Origin of the sequence: Aeromonas dhakensis, assembly GCF_002285935.1 — a bacterium.
Lineage (GTDB): Bacteria > Pseudomonadota > Gammaproteobacteria > Enterobacterales > Aeromonadaceae > Aeromonas > Aeromonas dhakensis.
Map to the genome: position 1 here is coordinate 3,096,009 of NZ_CP023141.1, position 25,723 is coordinate 3,121,731.

A 25,723-nucleotide genomic window follows, 5' to 3' on the forward strand; every position below is an offset into this window, starting at 1 on the left:
TTCCTTATTTGAATGAAGGCCCGGATCCACCGATCCGGGCCAGTTGCCTGAGGCCATAGGCTATCGCAAAAGTTTCATGGCCGCATAGGGCCGCGGCAAAGCCGCGCCAGTCGTGCCCACTATGGCCAGCGGGGGAGACGGCGGCAAAACAGGCTCGCTCCAGGGCGGCGAAGTGGGGCGCAAGGGCGGGATCGCGGCGACAGGGCAGGGTGTCGAGACGAAGATGGGGCTGTGGCCAGCGCAGGGCGGCCCAGCCAAGCAGGTGTTGGCGGATCGGCTCGGCCTCGGTGCGGGCCAGCGCCCGCTGCAGGCGATAAAAGGCGTGCCAGCGCGGCCCGTGGCGCCAGCAGGCGCGCAGCAGTAGAGCCCAGATGACCCAGCGCAGGCTCTCGTCGTTCGGCCCATCCCGGGTCGGTTCCCCCTGCGCCCCTGCGGTGATGTGCAAGGGGACGGCGGGCAGGCGCGCGTATTCGATGCGCTTGTGTTGGGTGTTGAACCAGGCCAGTTCGATGGCGGGCAGCAGGTAGTCGCCGGGCTCGTCGACGGTCAGGGCCTGACGCCACTCGCGCTCGAAGCGCAGCGTCCCCTCGGCGAGATAGCGCTCCTGCTGCTGCTCTCCATCCGGTCTGGCCTGCACGCCGGTGGGCAGGGTTGTGCTCCCGAGCACTCTGGAGAGGGTGAGGCGACTGCCATCCCCCCCCTCCAGGGTGAGGGTCAGGGAGCGGATCACCGGTTCGCCCGCCCTGGCGCCGGTGGGGGGATCCAACCGCTGGCTCAGGGTGAGCCGGCTCGCCACCGGTTGCAGCGGGGGCTCGTCGATCTGCACGAACAGGGTGGCCGCCCGGGCCGAGAGGGGGTCGCTGCCGCCGTCATCCTGCGGCAAACGCCCCTGAAAGCGGGGGGACTCCAGCGGATGGCGCCCGGCTTCCCTGGCCTGCAGCAGCCAGCTGCGGGTCAGCCGGCCCGGCAGGCCGGGGCTCGCCGGGGGCTGCCACTGATCGTTGCCGAGACGACGGATGGTGAAGGCATCGCTGGCCGGCTCGGTGAGGTTGGGGGCCTCCATGTTGGCGGGCAGCCAGAGGCTGAGCTGATAGACAAAGGGCTGGCCTGGGTAGAGCGGCCCCTGTTGCAGCACCCGGGCCTGCAACTCGATGGGGGAGATGGCAGGGGCTGGCACCAGGCTGCCGCTCTCGGAGCGCGGCGGAAAGGGGATGGACGGGGTCTGCTCCGTCCCCAGCGACAGAGCCGGCACCTGCTGCTCTGCGTCGTCCAGCAGGTGCAGGGGGATCTGCCAGCGGGTCAGGTTTTGCTGTGGGGCCGTGACCCGGCTCATGGTCACCTTGCCCACCGCAAAGCGGCGCAGCAGGGGGGTGATGGCGAGTTCATCGCTCTGGCGCTCGCCGTCCGCTTCGATGATCAGCAGCCAGTCGCGGCGATCGGCACCCGGCAGCAGCTCGGCCCGGGGCGGGGCGGCAAAGAGCTGCGCCGGCAGCAGCCAGAGCAGCAGAAGGCAGAGCGCATGGCAAGGGGCAAAGAGGCGCGTCACCAGGGATCCTCCCCTCTTGTGGGGAGAAGGCCCTTGTCGGCCTCCTGCTCGCGCCTGCGCTGATCCTCCTTGCGCAGCCGCTGCTCCAGCAGCAGTACGGGGGGAGATGGAGGCAGCGGGACATCCGGGGTAGCGGCCTGTTCGGGGGGATCGACAGGCTTGGGATCCTGCGACTCTGGTGCTGCCGCGGGCGGCTGGGCGCGCAGCAGCGCCAGGTTGTAAAGCGCGTCTTCATGGTTGGGGACCAGTGCCAGCGCCGCCAGATAGGCCTGCTCGGCGGCGGCCAACTGGCCCAGCTGTACCAGGGCGTTGCCCCGGTTGTAGTGGGCTGTGGCGCTGTTGGCCCGGCCGTAGGCGGCAACGGCCCGGGCGTAGTCGCCGGCCCGATACCAGGCATTGCCCTGCCAGACGGGATCGGCAAAGGTGCGGGCCGCCTCCTGATAGCGCCCCTGCAAGAAGGCCTGCCAGGCCAGGTTGTCCCCGCCGGGAGGCATGCTGGCAAGCGCCGGATTGGCCTGCAGGGAGGGGGGCGTCAGCAAGAGTGTCCCCATTACCACCAGCCAGAGGCTGCCGATGCGGGCCAGCAGTGCCAGCGGCAGCAGGGGCAGCAGCAGCCAGGGGCCGAGATCCTGCGCCTGGTGCGCGCCTGTGGTCTGACTCATGGGCAGGGGGGCAAAGCGCGGCAATCCTTGCTGCAGCCACTGCAGCTGACCGCCGAGATCGTCGGCCAGCTGCTGCAGCGTTGCCACATCCGGGGCGGGCAGCTCGCGGCCAAGGCCGCCGCCCAGAGTGGCGGGCAGTTGACTGGGCTGGCCTGCGTTGACCAGCAGGATATCGAGACGGGCTTGCACTTCGGGGTGGCAAAAGAGGTTGCCTTGGCAGGGCCAGCTCGCCTTGATCCGCTCGGCCTGACGGGCGGTCAGGTCATCGGTGATCAGCAGCAGGCGGGCCTGCCGGCCGGCGGGGATCTGCTTGAGCGCCAGTGCCACGGCGCGCTCGGGCGTACTGCCCTGTCTTGGCATGATGGCCGGGCGCAGGTCTGGCAGCAGCAGGGCGATGGCCTGCTGATCCCGGGTGGGTGGCATGGCGAGGTAGGCATCCCCGGCAAACAGAATGAGGGCGATGGGATGGGCCGCTTCCTGCCGCTCCCTGTCGGCCAGCAGATCCTGCAGCAGCACCCGCACCCGGGTGGCTCGATCTGGCAACAGGTCGGTGGCCAGCATGGAGCGGGAGAGATCCAGCAGCCAGATGTCGAGGGCGGGGCTTGGCACGCTCAGGCTCTGCTGGCGCAGGGCCGGGCCGCTCAAGGCCAGGATCAGCGGCAGGCAGGCCAGCCAGAGCCAGGGGCGCTGGCGCCGCTGCCCCGGCAGCAGATAGGCCTGCATGGCGGGGGCCAGCAGCGGGGCCTGGCGGCGACGGCGCCACCCCTGCCACAGCCAGGGCAGCAGGGCCAGCAACCAGAGTGGGCGCAGCAGGGTGAGCTCCATCATGGGGCGCCTCGGGACGGCTGATCAGGCAAGGCCTTGCGAGTCAGCCGCACCGGCCAGCGCAAACGGGCTGGCCAGCTCAGCAGCAGCCAGGCCAGCGCCAGCGGCCAAGGGTAGAGCTCCACGTTGGGGCGATAACGGGTTTGCGCGGTGGCGACGGGTTCCAGGGTATCCAGCGCCTGATTGATGGCCTCGAGATCCCCCTGGGTGCGCGCGCGGAAGTAACGGCCATGGCCCACCTCGGCCAGTTGCTGCAAGAGGGCCTCGTCCAGCTCGGCGCTGGGATCGCTCTGGGCCGGGGCCAGCGCGGGGGCCATCGCCTCGGCAAAGGTATCCGGATCGGCGCCCACCCCCAGGGTATAGAGGCGAATGCCTGCGGCGGCGGCTCGTTTGGCTTCGCTGAGGGGATCGGCGCTGCCGGCGGTGTTGCGCCCGTCGGTGACCAGCAAGAGGGCGGTGGAGCGGTTGGGAGCCTTGTGTTGGCGAGCAAGCAGGATGGCCTCGCCCAGCGCGGTGGTGCGCCCCACCAGCTCGAAATCGAGCTCGCGGGTGAGGCCGAGCAGGGCGTTGGTCTCCTGGGTCAGAGGCGAGAGCAGGTAGGCGTGGTCGGCGAACACGATGAGGGCGATGCGATCGCCGGGGCGGGCGGCGATGAGCCTGTCTATCTGCTGGCGCACCGCGCTGAGCCGGTTTTTTTGCTCCCCGTCGTCCAGCATGTCCTGGGTGCGCATGCTGTCGGAGAGATCCACCGCCAGGATGAGATCCCGGCTGCTCTGATAGTTCACCTGAGGCGGCTCCTGCCACTGGGGGCGGCAGAGCGCCAGCACCAGGGCGCACCAGCACAGCGCCATCCGCCACAGGGGCTGGCTGGCATGGGGGCGCAGCAGAGGAAAGCCGGCATGGTTCAGCACGCCGGGGGCGTTTGCGCCGCTGGGGCGGGGCGGCAGGCCGAAGCGCACCAGCAGCGGCAGCACCAGCGCCAGGGCAAACCAGGGCCAGGCGAGGATCATGGCTGCCTCCGGATGTGCGCATCTCTTGTGCGGCTTCGCCAGCGAGTGCGCAGCGCCAGCAACCAGGCTGGCGGGCAGATGCAGTGACGTCCCCAGGCGAGGTAGGCCCGGCGCAGCGCTTGACGCTGCTGCGCATCCGGGCTCTGACCGCCGTAGAGCCAGGCAGACCAGTGCGGGGCCAGCTCGCGAAAACGGCTGCCCCCCAAAGAATTGAACCCCAGAGAATCGAGCCCCAAAGAATCAAGAAAGACGAGCCAGGGCTCGCCCTGCAGGGCAGCCGCCTCGGGCCAGCGGGGAAGCACGGCCTCGCGCATCACGGCCTGCAGCCTGGGTACCAGATCGGGGGCCTGCCAGTCGAGCTGCCGCCGCCAGCGGCGATAACGCAGCAGGCTCTGCACGCCGAGGATGATCAAGGTGCCGACCAGCAGGGCGATCAGCAGCCACCACCAGCCCAGCAGGCGGGGATCAGAGGCGAGCTGCAGCGGTGGGCCGGGATGAATGTCGCGCAGCTGCGCCGCCAGCGGGGAGGTGGGCACATTGCTGCCCGGCACGGCGCTGGCAAGCCAGTTCAGAATTGGCGGCATGCCCCCTCCTGCCACTGGCGTTGCAGCGGCTGGCCGTTGTCGAGTCGGTAGAGGCGCTGCACCAGCGGCAGCAGTTGCTGATGGCTCTGGCGGGCCAGCAGCTCGGCGGCTGCTTGATAGCGCAAGGCAAACCCGGGTTCGCCGGCCTCGAGCCAGCCGCTCTGCTGGCCGGCCCGCACCGCCAGACGGCCCTGGGCGGGCAGGGCCGCCTCCAGTGGATCGCGGATCTGCCAGCAATGAATGTCGTGGCGCCGACCGAGCAGCTGCAACTGGCGGCAGAGCGCCTCATCGAGAGGGCTGTGATCGGTGATCAGGGTCAATCTGGCGCCGTGGGGCAGGTTGAGCCGGGCCAGGGTATGGGCCAGGGCGTGGAGTGGCGGTGTGCGTGCCAGCCCCAGCCGGTAGTGGTGGCAGAGGGCCTCCAGCAGCGGCACCAGAGAGCCGCGCTGATGTTGCAGGTGTGTCTCCACGCCGTGGCAGATCAGGGTGTTGGCCTGCTTTTCCCCTTGCCAGAGCAGGGCGGCGGCCAGCTCGCAGCCCAGGCGTGCCTTGAGCTGGTGGCGTGAGCCGAAGTACATGGCCGGGGAGAGATCGAGCAGCAACCAGTGGGCCTGATCCTGTTCTTCGCTGTAGAGGCGGGTATAGGGGCGACCGAGGCGGGCGGTCACCCGCCAGTCGATGTGGCGCACCTCGTCGCCGGCCTGATAGGCGCGCAGCTCGCGAAAGGTGAGCCCCGGCGTGCGGCCAAGCCGCCCCTGCGCCACCGGTTGAATACGCGAGCGCGGCCCCTGCCGGGCCCACAGCCTGATCGCCAGCAACCTGGCAAGCGGCAGGGCGATATCGGGATGGGCGAGGGGATCGGCGGCGCTCGTCATGACAGCAGGGCCTGCGCAGAGGGTGCGAGCGAGCTCAGGGGCATGGGATCGCATCCAGCAGCAGGGTGATGAGCGCTTCGTTGTCGAGGTTGTCCGCCAGCGCCTGATAACTGGGAATGAGGCGATGGCGCAACACGGCCGGCGCCAGCTGCTGAATGTCTTCGGGCAGCACGAAATCCCGCCCGGCCAGCCAGGCCCTGGCGCGAGCCGCTCTGGCCAGACCTATGCTGGCCCTGGGGCTGGCGCCAACAGCGACCAGGGGTTCGAGCTCCGGACACAGGCCGCTGCCAGGGCGGGTGGCGCAGACCAGCTGCACCAGATAGTGTTCGAGGCGCCCCTGCATCTGCACCGCCTGCACCGCGCTGCGGGCCGCCAGCAGATCGGCCTGGCTCAGGGTGAGCGGCGGCGCCGGCAGGGTGTCGCCCTGGGCGTTTAACTGGAGGATGGCCAGCTCCATGGCGGGGCTCGGGTAGTCCACCAGCAGCTTGAGCAAGAAGCGATCGAGTTGGGCCTCCGGCAGGGGATAGGTCCCCTCCTGTTCTATGGGGTTTTGCGTGGCGGCCACCATAAAGAGGGGCGGCAGGCGCCAGCTCTTCTTGCCCACGGTGATCTGATGCTCGGCCATCGCCTCCAAGAGGGCGGATTGCACCTTGGCCGGCGCCCGGTTGATCTCGTCCGCCAGCACCAGATGGTTGAAGAGGGGGCCGGGCTGAAACACGAAGCTGGCATCCTGAGGGTGAAACACCTCGCTGCCGGTGAGATCGGCGGGCAGCAGATCGGGGGTGAACTGGATGCGGGCGAAGCGCCCCTCCACCGCGCCGGCCAGCGCCTTGACGGCCCGGGTCTTGGCAAGACCGGGGGCGCCCTCGATCAACACATGTCCTTCACATAACAGGGCGATCAGCAGCCCCTCGATGAGGGGGCCCTGTCCCAGAATCTGACTACCAAGATAGTCCCCAAGCTGTCTGAACTCGGCCGCTGCCATGCAATAAACCCGTTGTTTTCATAGAAGTTGATCTTTTTATACTCCAGTTGGCGCACAAGGGCGAGGGAGGGGGCCAAGATGGCGGCAATTTAGTTTCAATCAGCCGTATGAAATTTGTGAGTGGATTGTTAAGATGTGGCGCAATGAGGTCAGACCTCTCCCTTTAGTCTTCTCGTTTAACCAAGGAGCCAGGATGAAAGAGCCATTGAAACTGACGACTCGCCAGGGCGAACGGATTGCCGTCGTGGCGGGTTTGCGCACTCCCTTTGCCAAGCAGGCCACCGCCTTTCACGGCGTGCCTGCGGTGGATCTGGGCAAACTGGTGGTGAGCGAGATGCTCGCTCGCACCGATCTCGATCCCAAGCTCATCGACCAGCTGGTGTTTGGCCAGGTGGTACAGATGCCGGAAGCCCCCAACATCGCCCGCGAGATCGTGCTCGGCACCGGCATGAGCGTCAGCACCGATGCCTATAGCGTGTCGCGCGCCTGCGCCACCAGTTTCCAGGCCGTCGCCAACGTCACCGAATCCATCATGGCCGGCACGGTGGACATCGCCATCGCCGGCGGTGCCGATTCCTCCTCCGTGCTGCCCATCGGGGTGAGCAAGAAGCTGGCCCGCGCCCTGGTGGATCTCAACAAGGCGCGCAATCTGCAGCAGCGCTTCAATATCCTGCGCCAGCTGCGGGTCAAGGATCTGCTGCCGGTGCCGCCCGCCGTGGCCGAGTACTCCACCGGTCTCTCCATGGGCCAGACCGCCGAGCAGATGGCCAAGAGCCACCAGATCAGCCGCGAGGCGCAAGACGCGCTGGCGCACCGCTCCCACACCCTGGCCGCTCAGGCCTGGGCCGATGGCAAGTTGAGTGGCGAGGTGTTCACCGCTCACGTGCCCCCCTACAAGGCGCCGCTGGAGCGAGACAACAACATCCGTGAAAGCTCGGATCTGGCGAGCTACGCCAAGCTCAAGCCGGTGTTTGACCGGTTGCACGGCTCCGTCACCGCCGCCAACGCCACCCCGCTCACCGACGGCGCCGCCGCTGTGTTGCTGATGCGCGAAGGGCGGGCCCGCGAGCTCGGTCTCGAGCCGCTCGGTTATATCCGTAGTTTCGCGTTTTCTGCCATCGATGTGTGGCAGGACATGCTGATGGGCCCCTCCTACGCCACCCCGCTGGCGCTGGACCGCGCCGGCATCACGCTCAGCGATCTCACTCTGATCGACATGCACGAAGCCTTTGCCGCCCAGACCCTGGCCAACCTCAAGATGTTTGCAAGCCACGAGTTTGCCCAGAGCAAGTTGGGCCGTGATCAGGCCATCGGCGAAGTGGACATGGACAAATTCAACGTCCTCGGTGGCTCGCTGGCCTATGGTCACCCCTTTGCCGCGACCGGTGCGCGCATGATCACCCAGACCCTGCACGAGCTGCGGCGTCGGGGAGGAGGATTGGGGCTGAACACCGCCTGTGCGGCGGGCGGTCTCGGCGTGGCCATGGTGTTGGAGGTAGAGTGATGAGCGAGAAGACTTTTTCCCTGGCGGTGCGCCAGGATGGCATCGGCATTCTCACCATGGATGTGCCGGGCGAGAGCATGAATACCCTCAAAGCCGCCTTCGTGGACGAGATCCGCGCGGTGCTGGCCGAGGTGAAAGCCAATAAAGAGCTGATCGGCCTGGTGGTGGTCTCCGGCAAGAAGGACTCCTTCATCGCCGGCGCCGACATCAGCATGCTGGCGGCCTGTACCAGCGCCAAGGATGCCGAGACGCTGTCGCGGGAAGGGCAGGTAATCTTTGCCGAGATCGAGTCGCTGCCCATCCCGGTGATCGCCGCCATTCACGGCCCCTGCCTCGGTGGTGGGCTGGAGCTGGCGCTGGCCTGTCATGGTCGAGTGGTCACCGATCACGGCAAGACGGTGCTCGGCTTGCCCGAGGTGCAACTGGGCTTGCTGCCGGGTTCCGGCGGGACCCAGCGTCTGCCGCGCCTCATCGGGGTGGCTAAGGCGCTCGATCTGATGTTGACCGGCAAGCAGGTGCGGGCCAAGCAGGCCAGGAAACTGGGGCTGGTGGACGATGTGGTGCCCCCCTCCATCCTGCTGGAGGCCGCCATCAAGCTGGCCAAGAAGGGCAAGCCCCGCCACGAGCTCAAGCGGGATCTGCAGGGCAAGCTGCTGGAGACCAACAAGCTGGGCCGCAAGGTATTGTTCGATCAGGCCCGCAAGGGGGTGAAGGCGAAGACCCGCGGCAACTACCCGGCCCCTGAGCTGATCCTGGAGGTGGTGCGCATCGGAGTGGAAGAGGGGATGCAGGCCGGCCTTGCCGCCGAATCCCGCCACTTTGGCGAGCTGGTGATGACCAGCGAATCCGCCGCCCTGCGCTCCATCTTCTTCGCCACCACCGAGATGAAGAAGGAGGTCACCTATCAGGGGGCCGAGCCGCGCAAGGTGGGTCATGCCGCCGTGCTGGGCGGCGGTCTGATGGGGGGCGGCATCGCCTTCGTCACCGCCACCAAGGCGGGCGTACCGGTACGGATCAAGGACGTGGCCAGTGCCGGCATCGGCAACGCCATGCGCTACAGCTACGACATCCTGGCCAAGAAGCTCAAGCGTCGTCATATCCTGCGCAGCGAGCTTGAGAAGCAGATGAGCCTGCTCACCGGCACCCTCGACTACTCCGGTTTCCACCGGGTCGACATGGTGGTGGAAGCCGTGTTCGAAGATCTCGCCCTCAAGCACCAGATGGTGCAGGACGTGGAGCGCGAATGTGGCGAGCACACAGTGTTTGCCTCCAACACCTCCTCCCTGCCTATCCACCAGATCGCCTCGGCGGCGGCGCACCCGGAGCGGGTGGTGGGGCTGCACTACTTCAGCCCGGTGGACAAGATGCCGCTGGCGGAGATCATCCCCCACGCCGGCACCAGTGCCGAGACGGTTGCCTCCACCCTGGCCTTCGCCCGCGCCCAAGGCAAGACCCCCATCGTGGTCAAGGACGAGGCGGGCTTCTACGTCAACCGCATCCTGGCCCCCTACATGAACGAGGCAGCGCGCCTGGTGCTGGAAGGGGAGCCGGTGGAGGTGCTGGACGGTGCCCTGCTCGATTTCGGCTTCCCGGTGGGCCCCATCACCCTGCTGGACGAGGTGGGGATCGACGTGGGCGCCAAGATCTCCCCGATCCTCGAGAAAGAGCTGGGGGGCGAGCGCTTCCAGGCGCCGGCGGCCTTTGACAAGCTGCTGCAAAACGATCGCAAGGGGCGCAAGAACGGCAAGGGCTTCTACCTCTACGGCAAAACCGCCAAGGGCAAGAAGAAGGTGGACGACAGCGTCTACGGCGTCTTGGGCGTCAGCCCCCAGGCCAAACAGGCCAAGGCGGAGATCGCCGAGCGCTGCGTGCTGATGATGCTCAACGAAGCGGCCATGGCGCTCGACAGCGGCGTGGTGGCCTCGGCCCGCGATGGCGACATCGGCGCCATCTTCGGCATCGGCTTCCCGCCGTTCCTGGGGGGCCCGTTCCGCTACATGGACAGCCTTGGCATCGAGCACCTGGTGGCGCGTCTTGAGCACTACCAGAAACGCCATGGCGACCGCTTCGCCCCCTGCGATCGCCTCAAGGCGATGGCGGCCGAGCAGCAGCGCTTCTATTGAGGGTGCGCCGCTCGCGGCAACAGGCCAACCGACAAGGAGGCGACCCCGGGGTCGCCTCCTTCTTTTTGGCGCAGCGATGGGAGAGGAGAGGGCAGCAGGCTGACAACGGGTTGAATTGCGTCCATATTTTTCCTCGGCAAGGGATAAATTGTTGATCCAACGCAAAGTAGCCCCCTATTTATTACTTTGGTGGCATAGGACTCAGGCGCTGGTTGGGGTCAAATAGCATCATCAGGAACGGGGAATAACCCCGTCACGAAAGGGACACCCATTTCACTGGATGAAGGACACATAATGAGTCTGCTTGAACAAACCATCTGGACTGTATTGGGATACGGGGCCATGCCCTTTATCTTCCTGAGCGGGTTTGTAGCGGTGGCAGTGACCTGCTGCTTGCTGCTCAATGCCTTCGGGGTCAAGTCCGCCGAGAAGTGATCCGCTTCTTTCGTTCATACCGCCAAATGCCAGTCTTCGGACTGGCATTTGTTTTTTGAGCCTCTACAGGGCGTTATCTGCGCGAGCCGGGCCAAATCTGTGCTGCTTGAGGTCGAACCGGCCGCCGATTTTGATTACACTGGCGCGCAGTTTTTCGTTTCGGCCCGCTTCCCAAGGTATTCAAGGTTCTCTATGGCTCTCAAGGCAACCGTATTCAAGGCTCAGCTCAGCCTGTCCGACATGGATCGCAATCTCTATCAGGACTTCTCTCTCACCCTGGCCCGTCACCCCTCCGAGACCGACGAGCGGATGATGATCCGGCTGGCGGCCTTCGCCTGGCACGCCGCCGAGCGACTGGAGTTCACCAAGGGCCTCTCTGCCGATGACGAGCCCGAGCTCTGGCGCAAGAACTATTCCGACGAGATTGAACTCTGGGTAGAGCTCGGCCAGCCCGACGAGCGCCGTCTCAAGAAGGCGTGCAACCGCTCCCGTCATGTGGTGCTCTACCTCTACGGCGGCCGTGGCACCAGCGTCTGGTGGAAGCAGAACCAGGGCAAGCTCAGCCTGCACGACAACCTCACCGTGATTGAGCTCTCCGACAGCCAGACCCTGCCGCTGACCGAGATGGTGGAGCGCACCATGCAGCTCACCTGCACCATCTCCGACGGCCAGCTCTGGGTGAGCAACGGCCGCCAGGAAGTGACTCTGGATCCCGTGCTGCTGATGGGAACCCCCGCCCGCGAACTGTAAAGGACTCGCCCATGTTCAGCGCGCTGCTCAATATCGTCATTCCGGTGTTTGCGGTGGTGGGGCTTGGCGCCCTCTACGGCAGGTTGCGTCCGGGCGGCGCGCTGGGTTACGTCAACCGGGCCAATATCGAGCTGTTCACCCCGGCGCTGGTGTTCTCGGCGCTGGTCAAATACCCGCTGGATCTGATGGCCCACCTGTCGCTCATCGCGGCGGGGGCCCTGGTGATCCTGCTGCCGGGGCTGCTGCTCTCCCTGCTCAGGCTTAGCAGCATCAGTCGACCGGCCCTGATCCTGCCCGCCATGTTTCGCAACACCGGCAACCTCGGCATTCCGCTGATGGTGCTGGCCTTCGGCGAGCAGCAGCTGGGCGCCATCATCATATTGTTCGTGCTCTCCAACCTGCTCCACTTCTCGGTGGGCATGTTCATCCTCTCGGCCAACACCTCCCGCTGGATCTGGTTACGCAGCCCTGTGCTGTGGGCCGCCCTGGCGGGCCTGCTGGTGGCCAATCTGCACATTCCGCTGCCCGAGTACCTGGTGACCAGCGCCTCTCTGCTCGGCCAGATCTCGGTGCCCTTGATGCTGTTTGCCCTGGGTATCCGGCTGATGGAAGGGGAGCTGGATCACCTGGGGCTCGCCCTCAAGTGCAACCTGCTCTATCTGCTGGCCGGCGGTATCTCCCTGGGGCTGGCGGTCTGGCTGCTGCCGCTGCAACCGGCCTGGATCCCGCTTCTGATGCTGTCGGTGGCGCTGCCGCCGGCGGTGCTCAACTACATGTTGTGCGAGCAGTACCAGTGCCAGCCCGAGAAGGTGGCCAGTATCGTGCTCGGCGGCAATGCGCTCTCGGTGCTGGTGATCCCGCTGGCAGTCTGGCTGGCCCTGCATCTGGGCAACTGATCCGGCCCTTCTCGTCGTTTTAGCGCACACCGGATGATGTGGGCTGCCTGCTCCTTGGCTTTTCTCTTCCTCAGCCTGCGCCAGCTCTCACTCCGGGGAGCGGGGCGGGTGCAAGTTCCCTTTTCGTGATCCTCGGCGAAGTCGCTGCTGTCGAATTGGCATAGTATCTGGCCAGCATGAATCCCACCCGGGGTGGGAGCCAGGGGATTTACAACATGATGTCCGTCAGTAACCAATGTTTGTTGATGCAGATCCAGCCCACCATTTTGCGCTTTGCCAAGATGCTGGCCAGCGTGCTGCAACTGGAAGTGGAAATCGTGGACGCCAACATGGTGCGGGTGGCGGGAACCGGCCCTTACGGCAAGTTCTTCGGTCGCCAGCTGGAGGGGGACTCCCGCCTGTTGCGCTACGTCATCGAGCATCAGCGCGAGAAGATCGTCACCCACACCAGCGAGGATCCGGTCTGCGAGGGGTGCAGCTGCAAGGAGAGCTGCCGGGAGCGGGCCTTCCTCGGGGTGCCCATCATGGTGGAGGAGAACTGCATCGGGGTGATCAGCCTGGTGGCCTTCAACCCGGAGCAGCAGGCCCGCCTCAACAACAACCTGCAGGAGGTGTGCGACTATGTGCAGCACATCTCCAGCATCTTCGTCGCCAAGCTGCTCGACTCGCGCGGGCTGTCGGAGGGGGTCAACAAGGTCTTCCTGAGCCTGATGAACCACATGGATCAGGGCTGCCTGCTGCTCGACGAGAAGAGCCAGCTGCTCTACGCCAACGAGGTTGCGCTCAAACAGCTCAACTGCCAGCAGGAGGCGCTGCTGGGCTGCGAAATAGGGCTGCGCCCGCTCACCTTTGCCCAGCAGGGGCTGACTGGCCACCTGCAGCACATCGTCACCCTGGGGGATCGTCAGGAGCTGATCATCGGCCAGTTGCACCACGTACAGGGTCAGCAGCTGTTTCTGATGGCGTTTCACCAGTCCCACGGCACACCGAACCCGCCGCTGGAGCCAGACGAGGGAGTCAGCATGCTGATCGGGGAGAGCAAGCCGATGCGGGCCCTGAAAAAGCTGCTCCATCGCATCGCCCTGAGCCCCTCCAGCGTGCTGGTGTGCGGCGAGAGCGGCACCGGCAAGGAGGTGGTGGCCCGCGCCATTCACCGGCTCAGCCCTCGCCGCGACAAGCCCTTCATCGCCATCAACTGCGCCGCCATCCCCGAGCAGCTGCTTGAGAGCGAGCTGTTCGGCTACGTGAAGGGGGCCTTCACCGGCGCCTCCAGCACCGGCAAGCAGGGGCTGATCCAGGCCGCCCAGCAGGGCACCCTGTTTCTCGACGAGATAGGGGACATGCCGCTCACCATGCAGGCCAAGCTGCTGCGGGTGCTGGAGCTGCGGGAGGTAACCCCCATCGGCGCCAGCCGGCCGGTGCCGGTGGACATTCGCATCATAGCCGCGACCCACCAGCATCTGGAGCAGTACATCGCCGAGGGCAAGTTTCGCGAGGATCTCTTCTATCGCCTCAACGTCATTCCCATCCACCTGCCGCCCCTGCGCGAGCGGGAGGGGGACGTGGCGCTGCTGACCCACTACTTCCTCAACCTGCACACCAGCCGCATCGGCCTGCTGTATCCGGGGCTGAGCCCGGAGGTGATGGCTCTGCTCGAAGGCTACCGCTGGCCCGGCAACGTGCGCGAGCTCAGCAACCTCATCGAGTACCTGGTGAACGTGGTGCAGGCGGGGGAGGTGATCGAGAGCATCCTGCTGCCCCCCAACATCCTGCGCAACCAGCGCAGTGGGGCGGACGAGCCGCCTCGGAGCGCGGCGCAAATCGCGCCCATGCCGCTCTCGCCCGACCCTTATCCCCATGGTGTGCTGGCCGACCCTGCGCTCAGCCCTGCCGCTGGCAACCCGGCATCGGCTACGGGGGCGCCCTGGTCATCGCCAGAGGCAAGCCAGCCAGAGCCGGGGGCCGGCCAGGTCGAGCGCGGGTTGGCGCTGCCACTTGGTGAAAACGGGCTGGAGAACATGGAAAAGCAGATGATAGAGGAGACCCTGCTGCGCCTTGGCAACAAGAAGCTGGCCGCCCAGGCACTCGGGATTGGCATCGCCACCCTCTATCGCAAGATAAAGAAGTACGAGATAGCCGTGCAGGCCTGATCCCGCAGCAGGTCGCCTGGCGGCCCCGCTTGACCGCGCCGCGATCGACAATCGCGGCGTTATCATTATGAGAATGTGGCCCCGCTTTCTATCAATTGGCAGGCTCTGGTGATAGCCGGACTGATAATTATCAGGGCCGGCTTGGCCTTCTCTCACCCTATTCTCGCGCTATTTCAGCAGCGCTCAGTCATCAGCTTGAAAATAAGCAGACTTAACAGCCTTGGCGGGGCGATATATAGCCTCAGGCTGTGCGCCGGCTCACATTCAAGACGCCTTTTCTGGTTATTTCCCGCTTATTTATGCGTTGGCACGCTTATTGATTGCCCTTATTTGACGCTGACCGATGAACTCACCCAATGGCCCTTGTTTCGGTGACCTGTGAGTGGAAGGGGAGCAATGCATTTCTCATCAACAGATTGGGGCTAACGATGAAAGCAGTGAATCAGTTAATCAAAGAGATCAATGAACTCAAGTCCAACCTGCATGAAAAAGACTTCCTGCTGACCTGGGAGCAGACCCCTCAGGAGCTGGCGCTGGTGCTCAAACTGGCCGAGGCCCTCAAGGGACTGCGCGCCGAAAACATCGCCACCAAGCTGTTCAATACCGGTCTTGGCATCTCGGTGTTTCGCGACAACTCCACCCGTACCCGTTTCTCCTACGCCTCCGCCCTCAACCTGCTCGGCCTGACCCAGCAGGATCTGGACGAGGGCAAGTCCCAGATTGCCCACGGCGAGACCGTCCGTGAAACCGCCAACATGATCTCCTTCTGCGCCGATGCCATCGGCATTCGCGACGACATGTATCTGGGGGCCGGCAACGCCTACATGCGCGAAGTGGGCGCCGCACTGGACGAAGGTTTCGAGAAGGGGGTGCTGCCCCAGCGTCCGGCGCTGGTCAATCTGCAGTGCGACATTGATCACCCGACCCAGTCCATGGCTGATCTCGCCTGGTTGCAGGAGCACTTCGGCAGCCTCGAGAACCTCAAGGGCAAGAAGATCGCCATGACCTGGGCCTACTCCCCGAGCTACGGCAAGCCGCTCTCCGTGCCGCAGGGCATCATCGGCCTGATGACCCGCTTTGGCATGGACGTGACCCTGGCCCACCCGGAAGGGTATGACCTGATCCCGGACGTGATCGAAGTGGCCAAGGAGAATGCCAAGGCCTCCGGCGGCAGTTTCCGCCAGGTCACCTCCATGGCAGAGGCGTTCAAGGATGCCGACATCGTCTATCCCAAGTCCTGGGCTCCCTACAAGGTGATGGAACAGCGCACCGAGCTGCTGCGGGCCAACGATCACGCAGGCCTGAAAGAGCTGGAGCAGCATTGCCTGGCGCAAAACGCCAAGCACAAAGATTGGCACTGCACCGAAGAGATGATGGCCCTCACCAAGGGGGGCGAGGCGCTCTATATGCACTGCCTGCCGGCGGATATTTCCGGCGTCTCCTGCAAGGAAGGGGAAGTGAGTGAAGGGGTATTCGAGAAATACCGGATCGCCACTTATAAAGAGGCGAGCTGGAAGCCCTATATTATCGCCGCCATGATTGTCGCCCGTAAATTCTCGGCACCGGGCGCCGCCCTCGAAGGCTTGATAAAAGAGGCGCAAAAACGCGTCAAATAATGGCCTGGCCGGGCGGGAAATAAGTCCCGCCCGGCCGTCGTCATCACGCAATTATTGTCACGGGTTCTCTCCCCGGGGCGCTTTTCACTCGATGATCCCCGGCGAGATGACTCTTTGCGAGGTATTCATGTCCCAATTTTCCCTGAAGATGGAGATTGCCGATAACCGTTTCTTTACCGGTGAGTCGCTGCCCCTGTTTTCCCGTGCCGAGGCGCAAAAGGCCCGCGCCTTTCATAAAAAACTGGCCGGTTATGAGCCCACCCCCCTGTGCGATCTGACAGCGCTCGCCGCCTATATCGGGGTGAAGAACATCCTGGTGAAGGATGAGTCCAAACGCTTTGGCCTCAACGCCTTCAAGATGCTGGGTGGCGTTTACGCCATCGCCAACCTGCTCTGTGAAAAATATGGGGTGGCGGTGGAGGATTTCACCTTCGATCTCATCAAGCGCACCATCAAGGAGCCGATGACCTTCGCCACCACCACAGACGGCAATCACGGTCGTGGCGTCGCCTGGGCCGCCAAGCAGGTGGGCCAGCATGCGGTGGTCTACATGCCCAAGGGCTCGGCCCAGGAGCGGGTGGACCACATCCTGGCGCTGGGGGCCGAGTGCATCGTCACCGACATGAACTACGACGACACCGTGCGCCTCACCATGAAGATGGCCGAGGAGCGCGGCTGGTACATAGTGCAGGACACCGCCTGGGAGGGGTACACCAAGATCCCGACCTGGATCATGCAGGGCTACGCCACCCTGGCCGACGAAGCGGTCGAGCAGATGCAGGCCATGGGCATCCAACAGCCCACTCACGTGCTGCTGCAGGCCGGGGTCGGGGCGCTGGCGGGCGGCGTGCTCGGCTATCTGGTGGACTGCTTCGGGGCGAAGAACCTGCACAGCATAGTTATCGAGCCGGATCAGGCCGACTGCATCTACCGCTCCGGCGTGGCGGGGGAGATGGTCAACGTGGGGGGCGACATGCGCACCATCATGGCCGGTCTCGCCTGCGGCGAACCCAATCCCCTCGGCTGGCCGGTGCTGCGTGGCTGCACCACCCAGTTCATCTCCTGTCACGACAAGGTATCGGCGCTGGGTATGCGGGTGCTGGGCAATCCCCTTGGCAATGACCCTCGCATCATCTCCGGCGAGTCCGGCTCGCTCGGTACCGGCGTGCTGGCGGCAGTGCGTCACCACCCGGATCGCGCGGCGCTGATGGCCCGGCTGGGGCTCGATGAGCAGTCGGTGGTGCTGGTGATCAACACCGAAGGGGACACCGACGTGGCCCATTACCGGGAAGTGGTGTGGGAAGGCAAGCACCCTGCCTGCGGGTAATCCCGCCTGCAAATGAAAGAGGCACGAATTGAAAATGATGGTGCCCGGCGGGTGCCATGACGAGTAGTGGGCGGGAGGCGTACTCCTGTACCCCCAGGTTGGTTATGGAGAGACACAATGAGCAAGCAAATTCCGTTTGAAATGGTGTTGGAGAAGGCCTACCAGTACAAGGCCGAGATGACTCAGTTCCTACGCGACATGATCGCCATCCCGAGCGAGAGCTGCGATGAAGAGCGGGTGGTGCTGCGCATCAAGCAGGAGATGGAGAAGGTTGGCTTTGACAAGGTGGAGATCGACCCCATGGGCAACGTGCTGGGCTATATCGGCCACGGCCCGCACCTGATCGCCATGGATGCCCACATCGATACCGTGGGCGTCGGCAACATGGCCAACTGGACCTTCGACCCCTATGAGGGGATGGAGGATCACGAGATCATCGGTGGTCGCGGCGCCTCCGATCAGGAAGGGGGTATGGCCTCCATGGTCTATGCCGGCAAGATCATCAAGGATCTGGGGCTGGAAGACGAGTACACCCTGCTGGTGACCGGCACAGTGCAGGAGGAGGACTGCGACGGCCTCTGCTGGCAGTACATCATCGAGCAGAGCAAGATCCGCCCCGAGTTCGTGGTCAGTACCGAACCCACCGACTGCCAGATCTACCGTGGCCAGCGTGGCCGCATGGAGATCCGCGTGGAGGTGCAGGGGGTCAGCTGCCACGGCTCCGCACCGGAGCGCGGTGACAACGCCATCTTCAAGATGGGCCCGATCCTCGGCGAATTGCAGGAACTGAGTCACAACCTCGGCAACGACGACTTCCTCGGCAAGGGCACCCTGACCGTCTCCGAGATCTTCTTTACTTCGCCAAGCCGCTGCGCCGTGGCGGACAGCTGTGCCGTCTCCATCGACCGCCGCCTCACCTGGGGTGAGACCTGGCAAGGGGCGCTCGACGAGATCCGCGCCCTGCCTGCGGTGCAAGCCGCCGGTGCCGAGGTCTCCATGTACCAGTACGACCGTCCGGCCTACACCGGCCTGGTCTACCCGACCGAGTGCTACTTCCCGACCTGGAAGGTGGAAGAGGATCACATCACCGTCAAGACCCTCTCCAAGGCGTACACCCAACTGTTCAACAAGGCGCCGGTGGTGGACAAGTGGACCTTCTCGACCAACGGGGTCTCCATCATGGGTCGTCACGGCATCCCGGTCATCGGCTTTGGCCCGGGCAAAGAGCCGGAAGCCCACGCGCCGAACGAGAAGACCTGGAAGGAGCATCTGGTCAAGTGCGCCGCCATGTACGCCGTGATCCCCATGCTCTATCTGGCCGAGCTGGACAAGTAAGGGTCTGCCGGGCAGTGACTGCCATCACCGCCCGGCTGTTGCATGTGTGGCCAGTGCCCCGTCTTTCGCAGGCGGGGCCTTGCTGTTTGACGCGAGCTGATGTGCGAGGTGGTGAGGATGAAACGGCTGATCAAACACGGTGTGCTGGTCGATGCGCAGGGTGAATATCGTCAGGATCTGCTGATCGAGAACGGGGTGATCCTTGAGCGCGCCGCCGCTATCGAGCCCGATGGCGAGACCGAGCTGATCGATGCCAGCGGCTGCTACGTGATGCCGGGCGGCATCGACGTCCACACCCACTTCAACATCGATGTGGGGATTGCCCGCAGTTGCGATGATTTTTTCAGCGGTACCCGTGCCGCCGCCTGCGGTGGCACTACCACCATCGTCGATCACATGGGATTTGGCCCGGCGGGCTGCAACTTGCATCACCAGCTGGCCCGCTATCACGATTACGCCGCCGAGCAGGCGGTGATCGACTACAGCTTTCATGGCGTTGTCCAGCATGTGGATGACGCCATCCTCCACGAGATGGCCGCCATGGTGCAGGAGGAGGGGATCAGCAGCTTCAAGCTCTATCTTACCTACCAGTACAAGCTGGGGGATCACGACGTGCTGCGCGCCCTGGCCCGCCTCAAAGAGGTGGGGGCGCTTGCCACCGTTCACCCCGAGAATGACGCCGCCATTGCGGCGCGCCGGGCGGCCCTGCTGGCCGCCGGTCACCATGAACCCTGGTATCACCCGCAAAGCCGCCCGCTGGAGTGTGAGGCGGAGGCGATCGCCCGGATGATCAATCTGGCGGGGCTCGCTGGCAATGCGCCGCTCTATATCGTTCACCTCTCCAACGGCTTGGGGTTGGAGTATCTGAAACTGGCGCGCCGGCAGGGCCAGCCGGTCTGGGTGGAGACCTGCCCGCAATATCTGCTGCTCGATGAGCAGTGTTATTACCAGGAGAACGGGGTCGACTATCTGCTGAGTCCGCCGCTGCGTGGGCGCAGCGAGCAGGACAAGCTGTGGGTCGGCATCGCAGCTGGCGACATCGACACGGTGGCGACCGATCACTGCAACTTCTCCCACGTCCAGCGCATGACCCTCTCGGGCGGCGATTTCAGCCGCTGCCCCAACGGCTTGCCTGGGGTCGAAAACCGGATGCTGCTGCTGTTTGCCCACGGAGTGCTCGGCGGGCGCATCTCGCCGTCGCGCTTCGTGGCCCTCACCAGCGCCAACCCGGCGCGCCTGTTTGGCCTCTGGCCGCGCAAGGGCAACCTGCAACTTGGGTCTGACGCCGATCTGGTGCTGATGGATCCCCGTGGCGAGACACTGATCCGTCACGCCGCGCTACACGACAGCGGTGACTACAGCCCCTACGAGGGGATGCGCTGCCCCGGCCAGATCAGGCTGACCCTGAGTCGCGGCGAGATAGTCGCCCGCGATGGCGAGTTTCTGGGGCAACGCGGTCACGGCCGCTTTCTGGCCAGAGCGCCCTTTGACCCGGCCTTGGCACCGGAGCTGCACTGGCCTTGTCCCACAGTGGCAGGCTGACAATCCGTTCGAAACAGGCTAACCCGCAAACTTATGCGAACAACGAAAGGTGGGCCGGTATCGCGCCGGCTTGTCCCCTCACTGGAGATAACAAGATGAAACAGCGAATCGTACTGGCCCTTGGTGGCAATGCGCTGGGCAACAACCTGCCCGAGCAGATGAAGGCGGTGCAGAGCACGGCGGGAACCATTGCCGACCTGATCGCCCAGGGGCACGAGGTGGTGGTAACCCATGGCAACGGCCCGCAGGTGGGGATGATCCAGCAGGCGTTCGAGGTGGCGGCCCGCCACGATCCCAAGGCGCCTCATCTGCCCATGTCGGTCTGCGTGGCTCTGAGCCAGGGTTATATCGGCTATGACCTGCAAAACGCCCTGCGCGAGGCCCTGCTGGTGCGCGGCATCCACAAACCGGTGGCCACCCTGGTGACCCAGGTGGAGGTGGATAAAAACGATCCTGCCTTTCTCGACCCCAGCAAACCCATCGGTGGCTTCTTCAGCAAGGAGGAGGCCGAGGCGTTGATGGCCAAGGGCGAGCGGCTCAAAGAGGATGCCGGCCGTGGCTATCGCCGGGTGGTGGCATCCCCCAAACCCGTCGACATCATCGAGAAGGAGACCGTCTCTGCCATGCTGGCCGCTGGCCAGGTGGTGATCACCGTCGGTGGCGGCGGCATTCCGGTGCTGCGGGAGGGCAATCACCTGCGCGGTGCCAGTGCGGTGATCGACAAGGATTGGGCCAGTGCCAGGCTGGCGGAACTGATCGACGCCGACATGCTGATCATCCTTACCGCGGTGGAGAAGGTGGCCATCAACTTCGGCAAGCCCGAGGTGCAGTGGCTCGACACCCTGAGCGTGGCCGATGCCAACAGCTTTATCACCCAGGGGCAGTTTGCCAAGGGCTCCATGCTGCCCAAGGTGGAGGCGGCGCTCTCGTTCGCCACTTCCATGCCGGGACGCAAATCCCTGATCACCCTGCTGGAGAAGGCCGCCGACGGCATTGCCGGCAAGACCGGCACCCTGATAAGCCAGTAGGGGCGAGCAAGGTTGTAACCTGGGGGCCGTCGGCCCCCTTTCTGTTGGCCGGAGTCAGGGATTGGCAGAGGGAAAGCATGGGCCGGCCAGCTCTTATCCGCGGTGGGCAGGGGGACGGCAGAGGAGTAAGATGGCGCCCCGAATGGCGGACGTACCGACCGCAGCAGCACAAGGCAGCACAATGAATAGCAAGTTGAATATGGCGGCGCTGGGGGGATTGGTCCTGCTCACCGCCATCTGGAGTTACAGCTGGATCGTGATGAAGCAGGTGATGCTCTACGCGGGGGCGTTCGAGTTCACCGCCCTGCGCTGCCTGTGCGGATCCCTGGTGTTGCTGCTGGTACAGTGCCTGCGCGGCCGCCGTTATCTCAAACCCACCCCGTTTCGCTATACCCTCGCCATCGCCCTGTTCCAGACCTGCGGCATGGTGGGGTTGGCCCAGTGGGCGCTCATCAGCGGCGGGGCAGGCAAGGTGGCCATTCTGAGTTACACCATGCCGTTCTGGGTGGTGATCTTCGCGGCACTCTTTCTGGGGGAGCGGATGCGCAAGCTGCACTATCTGGCGGTCGGGGTGGCCGCCTGCGGCCTGCTGTTGGTGATCGAGCCCTGGCAGCTGCACCTGGATTCCATGAAGAGCGCGCTGCTGGGCATTGCCTCCGGCATCTGCTGGGGGATCAGCGCCATCATCGCCAAGCGGATGTATGCCCGCCACCCCGGGGTGGATCTGATGTCCCTCACCACCTGGCAGATGATCTACGCCACCCTGGTGATGGCGCTGGTGGCGGCGCTGGTGCCGGAGCGCCCCATCGACTGGCAGCCCTACGTGTTTGGTGCGCTCGCCTACAGCGCCATCTTCGCCACGGCGCTGGCCTGGAGCCTCTGGTTGTTCGTGCTGAAAAAGCTGCCGGCGGGGATCGCCGGGCTCAGCACATTGGCGGTGCCGGTGAGCGGCGTGCTGCTCTCCTGGTGGCTGCTCGGTGAAAACCCGGGGCCGGTGGAGGGGAGCGGCATCGGCCTTATCGTGCTGGCCTTGATCGTCATCAGCCGCAAGGGCAAACGGTCCCTGGTGTCGGTGGCGGGGGAGACCCGCATCAAGCACGGCTAAGTCTATTGTCGGCAACGAAATAAAAAGGGCCCGCCATCATGGCGGGCCCTTTGTGTTGGCACACAGCCTTATCTGCGCTGAGCCAGATGCATCATGGCCTCCAGCACGGCGCCGCCGATCGCCCGCGCCTTGTCAGAGACGGTAGTGGGATCGGCCCGCTCGCCCCTGGGGTCGATATCACCGATCTTGAAGCCGATGGTCACCTCGATGCCATCGCTGAGCAGCCCCCGCACCATGCCGGAGAGCGGCGCGATAATGGGGGCGTCCCCCACGTGGGCGATCACATCTCCCTCCTGCACCAGATCGCCGAGCTTGATCAGGCTCTTCATCACCCCGGCGACGGGGGCGCGCACCACCCGGCGGGCGGAGTGCCCCTCGATCACCCCGGGAATGCCGGTATTGGGCTGGGCAGGGCCCTGATAGATGACCCGGCCCAGATGGTGGCCGCGGTTGGTCTCAATGACCGCATCGCAGTCGCGACCCGCCTCAAAACCCGGGCCAAGGGCCACCGTGATGGGGGCCATCTCCCTGTGGGTGCCGAGATTCTGCTTGGCGAGGATGGCATCCACCAGATAGCGGGGCTTGAGTTCGGCAAGGGTCGTGCAGTCGGGGTCAACCAGCAGCGGTATGACGCCCAGATCCAGCTGCTCGAACGCCTGCTCGACGCTCTCCACCCGCTTGGCTCGCACTCCTTCGACGCGGGTTTCACCGTCGAACATCCCCTGGGCGAAGGCGACGGTGCGGCGGATCACTGTGGGTTTGTCGAGATCCAGCATCACCACCTTGAAACCGGCATGGTAGAGGCGCAGCGCCACCCCGGTGGCGATATCGCCGGAGCCACGCATCACCACCAGCTGATCCCGCTTGAGGCGCACGTCATCCTGCATCAGACCACCCGCTTTACCGTTTTTCACCTGCAGCAGCTCGGCGAGGATGCTGATGGCGATCTCCTCGGGGGTTTCGGCACCTATGTTGTAGCCGATGGGGGCGTGCAGCCGCTGCAGTTGCTCTTGGCTCACCCCTTGCTGGCGCAGGGCCTGGGTGAAGGTCTGCACCTTGCGCTTGCTGGCGAGCAGCCCCAGATAGGCGAGGGGACGGCTGATGAGCCGCTCCAGCGCCTCCTTGTCCTGGTGGTTGGTGGCGATGATGACGAAGTTGGCGGGCTCAATGGCCAGCGCCTCGATCACCGCGCTGATGGTGTCGGCCTGTTTGAGATGGGTACCGGCCGGGAAGCGATCTGGGCTGAGGCTCCCCTCGAAGCAATCCCCCACATGGATATCAAAGCCGAGCGGCGCCGCGGCATGGGCCAGTGCCCGGTTGACGTGGCCGGCGCCGATCAATACCAGACGTGGGCGCAGGCCGTAGACGTCGATATAGACCGACATGGCGCCGCCGCAATCCGAGCCCACCGCATGTTCGCCGTTGCGGGCCATCCGACCGTGGAAGATGCGCGGTTTGCGCTCGGCAATGGCGGCCATCGCTTCTTCGATCACCAGCCGCTCTATCATGCCGCCGCCTATGGTGCCGAGGATCCGGCCATCGGCCATCACCAGCATCTGGGCCTGATGGCGCGGGGTGGAGCCCCGGCTCTCGATGATCTGGGCCATGGCAAAGGGGGTGTTCTCCTGCTCCAGTCGGGCAGCGTGTGCAAACAGATTCATAAGGTACCTCGTATCATCCTTAACGGGTCAGCGACTGCGCGGCTTCGGGGGCAGGCCGACAGCAAACATGGTGAATGGCGCCGGGTTCACGCACGGCCCCCTGCCAGATGGCGTGGAGCTCGGGGTGGCGTTGCAGCAGGTTTATCAGGGCGGACAGCCACTGCTGCTCATTTTGATAATCGCCATTGATAAACCAGACTCGGCGCGCCCCGGGCGGGGTGCCCTTGAACGCCCCCTCGGGGTGGGCGATGAGCCGGTCAAACAGGGCCCAGTCGAGCCGTTCACCGGCCGTAATCCCACACAGGGCCTGGAACTCGGCCCAGCGGTGGATCTGCGCCGGGTCGGCGCTGGCACCCACCATGGCGCCGCCCACCATGGCGATCACCCAATCACTGTGCTGAGGAATGCAAGGTTCGTGCAAAGCGGGCGCTTTCAATAACTTGTGATGGGCGCCGTCCGCCTCCACCAGGATGATGTCGAAGCGTTGCTGCCCCTTGAGCAGATCGATCTGCTGGGGGCTCGGCCCCACCGCCTTGCCGCTGGCCCGATCGAGGTGGCTGAACAGCACCAGCTGCATCGGTTCATCGGGCAGCGCCTGGCAGCGGGTCAGCTGACGAATCGGGTCGGCCTCTATCAGCAGGGTGCGCCGAGAGGAGGGGGCGGGCAGAAACATCCGGGTGCTGGTGGTGAGCAGCACCTTCTTGCCCTGTTGATGGAAATAGTCGGCGAGCCAGAAGAGGGTGCTGGTTTTCCCCCCGGCGCCGCAAAGACTAATTAAAGTGGTACGCCCATCAATATTTTCGGTGAGCGGGTTTAATACACTCTCGATATTTGGCGAGGTGAGCAGAATGGGTGATGAAATAGCCATGGCGACGACCGATAAAAATAGAGGCGCGGTCAGTGAGAAGCACTGGCATTCGCGCGAGCGGTGCGACTGCCTAATTACGGCGGCCGGCCTCTCATCACGAATGGGCGCGTGGAAATTGATGCTACCGTATCGCCAGAGCACGATTCTTGATGAGAGTCTCAAAAATGCCCTGGTGCTGTGTGACCGGGTCATTCTGGTGGTGGGGCATCGCGCCGATGAGCTGATCAGCCGCTACGCCAGTCACCCCCGTATCCGGCTGGTGCACAACCATGATTATGCACATGGGCTCGGCAGCTCCATCCGCGCGGGGCTCGCCGCTTGTAGCAGCGAACACCTCTTCATAAGCCACGGCGATCTGCCCTGCATCCCCCCCGAGGTGTACCGCTCGCTCTGGCAGGCGCGGGGGGACGAGACCCTCTTTCCCTCCTATCAGGGGGAGGCGGGCCACCCCGTGCTGTTGCCCAGAGCCCTTGCCAGGGCGCTGGCGGCGGTGCCGGCACAGGGTTCGGTGCGCCGCTGGCTACTGGCGCACCGCCATCGTTTTATCGAGGTGCAGAGCGCCGCCATCCTGCAGGATGTGGACACCCCGGAGCGTTATCAGGCGCTGCTGGCAGACGAAGCATTCGAACGCTGAACGGGTCGGCTGGCAGAGGCTTGCCCGGCCTTGGTTTGCATATTTATCCCCTTGTCTAACCCGTTATCAGGGGCCGACAGCGACCGTTATCATCCTGGCCGGCCTGGTAATGGCGGTGGCCTCGCTCTTTATCAAACTGATAGCGCGCCGCGCCAAAGTGAGATCATTTTTAGCCATGAGGGCGGCGTTTTCATTATTTAAATTCGGTGTTGATAGCCACTCTCATTGTCGAAACTGGTATCGGCTTTCGATGTTTTATTAA

The 25,723-nt window shown here is 64.6% G+C and carries 21 protein-coding genes; 13 read left to right on the forward strand and 8 right to left on the reverse strand.

The features are described 5' to 3' along the window. Nucleotides 1-4 precede the first annotated feature (4 nt). From CK627_RS14520 to CK627_RS14545, 6 genes are read right to left on the reverse strand one after another with little or no spacing between them, the layout of a single operon-like run. On the reverse strand, nucleotides 5-1,546 hold the full coding sequence (locus CK627_RS14520) for a BatD family protein (protein ID WP_095592702.1): 1,542 nt from the start codon (nucleotides 1,544-1,546) through the stop codon (nucleotides 5-7). Continuing rightward, entirely contained in the window at nucleotides 1,543-3,033 is a 1,491-nt protein-coding gene (locus CK627_RS14525) for a VWA domain-containing protein (RefSeq protein ID WP_095592703.1), read from the reverse strand. Before CK627_RS14525 ends, CK627_RS14520 begins: the two co-directional genes overlap by 4 nt. After that, nucleotides 3,033-4,043: a VWA domain-containing protein gene (locus CK627_RS14530; protein ID WP_095592704.1), complete on the reverse strand. Its 1,011-nt coding sequence runs from the start codon at nucleotides 4,041-4,043 to the stop codon at nucleotides 3,033-3,035. Before CK627_RS14530 ends, CK627_RS14525 begins: the two co-directional genes overlap by 1 nt. Then, the gene (locus tag CK627_RS14535; RefSeq protein ID WP_095592705.1) at nucleotides 4,040-4,627 is read right to left on the reverse strand and encodes a DUF4381 domain-containing protein; all 588 of its coding nucleotides are present in this window, start codon (nucleotides 4,625-4,627) and stop codon (nucleotides 4,040-4,042) included. The genes CK627_RS14530 and CK627_RS14535 overlap by 4 nt, the downstream gene beginning before the upstream one ends. Then, on the reverse strand, nucleotides 4,612-5,502 hold the full coding sequence (locus CK627_RS14540; protein WP_167385360.1) for a DUF58 domain-containing protein: 891 nt from the start codon (nucleotides 5,500-5,502) through the stop codon (nucleotides 4,612-4,614). The genes CK627_RS14535 and CK627_RS14540 overlap by 16 nt, the downstream gene beginning before the upstream one ends. Before the next feature lie 34 nt (nucleotides 5,503-5,536). Next, a complete protein-coding gene (locus tag CK627_RS14545; RefSeq protein WP_017786153.1) occupies nucleotides 5,537-6,487 on the reverse strand; it encodes an AAA family ATPase in 951 nt (316 codons plus the stop codon). Nucleotides 6,488-6,680: 193 nt separating this feature from the next. Between CK627_RS14545 and fadI the strand changes: the two genes are divergently transcribed. The 12 genes from fadI (at nucleotide 6,681) to CK627_RS14610 (ending at nucleotide 22,298) form a co-directional block, all read left to right on the forward strand. Beyond that, a complete protein-coding gene (fadI, locus tag CK627_RS14550) occupies nucleotides 6,681-7,991 on the forward strand; it encodes an acetyl-CoA C-acyltransferase FadI (RefSeq protein ID WP_017782779.1) in 1,311 nt (436 codons plus the stop codon). Beyond that, nucleotides 7,991-10,114, forward strand: a complete 2,124-nt coding sequence (gene fadJ / locus CK627_RS14555) for a fatty acid oxidation complex subunit alpha FadJ (RefSeq protein WP_095592707.1) — start codon at nucleotides 7,991-7,993, stop codon at nucleotides 10,112-10,114. The genes fadI and fadJ overlap by 1 nt, the downstream gene beginning before the upstream one ends. A 294-nt stretch (nucleotides 10,115-10,408) precedes the next feature. Beyond that, nucleotides 10,409-10,549, forward strand: coding sequence for a TIGR02808 family protein (locus CK627_RS14560; protein WP_005301193.1), 141 nt, complete (start codon nucleotides 10,409-10,411; stop codon nucleotides 10,547-10,549). 192 nt (nucleotides 10,550-10,741) lie between these two features. Beyond that, nucleotides 10,742-11,299 carry a YaeQ family protein gene (locus CK627_RS14565; protein ID WP_005301189.1) on the forward strand — a complete coding sequence of 186 codons (558 nt, stop codon included), beginning with the start codon at nucleotides 10,742-10,744 and terminating at the stop codon, nucleotides 11,297-11,299. An 11-nt stretch (nucleotides 11,300-11,310) separates the two neighbouring features. Then, nucleotides 11,311-12,195, forward strand: a complete 885-nt coding sequence (locus CK627_RS14570; RefSeq protein ID WP_095592708.1) for an AEC family transporter — start codon at nucleotides 11,311-11,313, stop codon at nucleotides 12,193-12,195. Between the two features lie 215 nt (nucleotides 12,196-12,410). Continuing rightward, the gene (locus CK627_RS14580) at nucleotides 12,411-14,345 is read left to right on the forward strand and encodes a sigma 54-interacting transcriptional regulator (RefSeq protein WP_095592709.1); all 1,935 of its coding nucleotides are present in this window, start codon (nucleotides 12,411-12,413) and stop codon (nucleotides 14,343-14,345) included. Nucleotides 14,346-14,773: 428 nt separating this feature from the next. Next, nucleotides 14,774-15,961: a knotted carbamoyltransferase YgeW gene (ygeW, locus tag CK627_RS14585; RefSeq protein ID WP_010633902.1), complete on the forward strand. Its 1,188-nt coding sequence runs from the start codon at nucleotides 14,774-14,776 to the stop codon at nucleotides 15,959-15,961. A gap of 127 nt (nucleotides 15,962-16,088) precedes the next feature. Continuing rightward, on the forward strand, nucleotides 16,089-17,288 hold the full coding sequence (gene dpaL, locus CK627_RS14590) for a diaminopropionate ammonia-lyase (protein ID WP_095592710.1): 1,200 nt from the start codon (nucleotides 16,089-16,091) through the stop codon (nucleotides 17,286-17,288). 117 nt (nucleotides 17,289-17,405) lie between these two features. Continuing rightward, on the forward strand, nucleotides 17,406-18,623 hold the full coding sequence (locus CK627_RS14595; RefSeq protein WP_005301172.1) for a YgeY family selenium metabolism-linked hydrolase: 1,218 nt from the start codon (nucleotides 17,406-17,408) through the stop codon (nucleotides 18,621-18,623). Nucleotides 18,624-18,740: 117 nt separating this feature from the next. Continuing rightward, nucleotides 18,741-20,165: a dihydropyrimidinase gene (gene hydA / locus CK627_RS14600; RefSeq protein ID WP_095592711.1), complete on the forward strand. Its 1,425-nt coding sequence runs from the start codon at nucleotides 18,741-18,743 to the stop codon at nucleotides 20,163-20,165. A 95-nt stretch (nucleotides 20,166-20,260) separates the two neighbouring features. Further along, a complete protein-coding gene (gene arcC, locus CK627_RS14605) occupies nucleotides 20,261-21,193 on the forward strand; it encodes a carbamate kinase (protein ID WP_095592712.1) in 933 nt (310 codons plus the stop codon). A gap of 181 nt (nucleotides 21,194-21,374) precedes the next feature. Further along, nucleotides 21,375-22,298 carry a DMT family transporter gene (locus CK627_RS14610; protein WP_094697297.1) on the forward strand — a complete coding sequence of 308 codons (924 nt, stop codon included), beginning with the start codon at nucleotides 21,375-21,377 and terminating at the stop codon, nucleotides 22,296-22,298. A gap of 68 nt (nucleotides 22,299-22,366) precedes the next feature. On the opposite strand, the gene yqeB is transcribed toward CK627_RS14610, so the two are convergent. Next, nucleotides 22,367-23,959 carry a selenium-dependent molybdenum cofactor biosynthesis protein YqeB gene (gene yqeB / locus CK627_RS14615; protein ID WP_095592713.1) on the reverse strand — a complete coding sequence of 531 codons (1,593 nt, stop codon included), beginning with the start codon at nucleotides 23,957-23,959 and terminating at the stop codon, nucleotides 22,367-22,369. A gap of 19 nt (nucleotides 23,960-23,978) precedes the next feature. Further along, nucleotides 23,979-24,827, reverse strand: coding sequence for a selenium cofactor biosynthesis protein YqeC (gene yqeC, locus CK627_RS14620; RefSeq protein ID WP_095592714.1), 849 nt, complete (start codon nucleotides 24,825-24,827; stop codon nucleotides 23,979-23,981). On the opposite strand from yqeC, the gene mocA reads away from it, so the two are divergent. Further along, the gene (mocA, locus tag CK627_RS14625) at nucleotides 24,826-25,461 is read left to right on the forward strand and encodes a molybdenum cofactor cytidylyltransferase (RefSeq protein WP_302476471.1); all 636 of its coding nucleotides are present in this window, start codon (nucleotides 24,826-24,828) and stop codon (nucleotides 25,459-25,461) included. The genes yqeC and mocA overlap by 2 nt on opposite strands. Nucleotides 25,462-25,723: the final 262 nt, after the last annotated feature.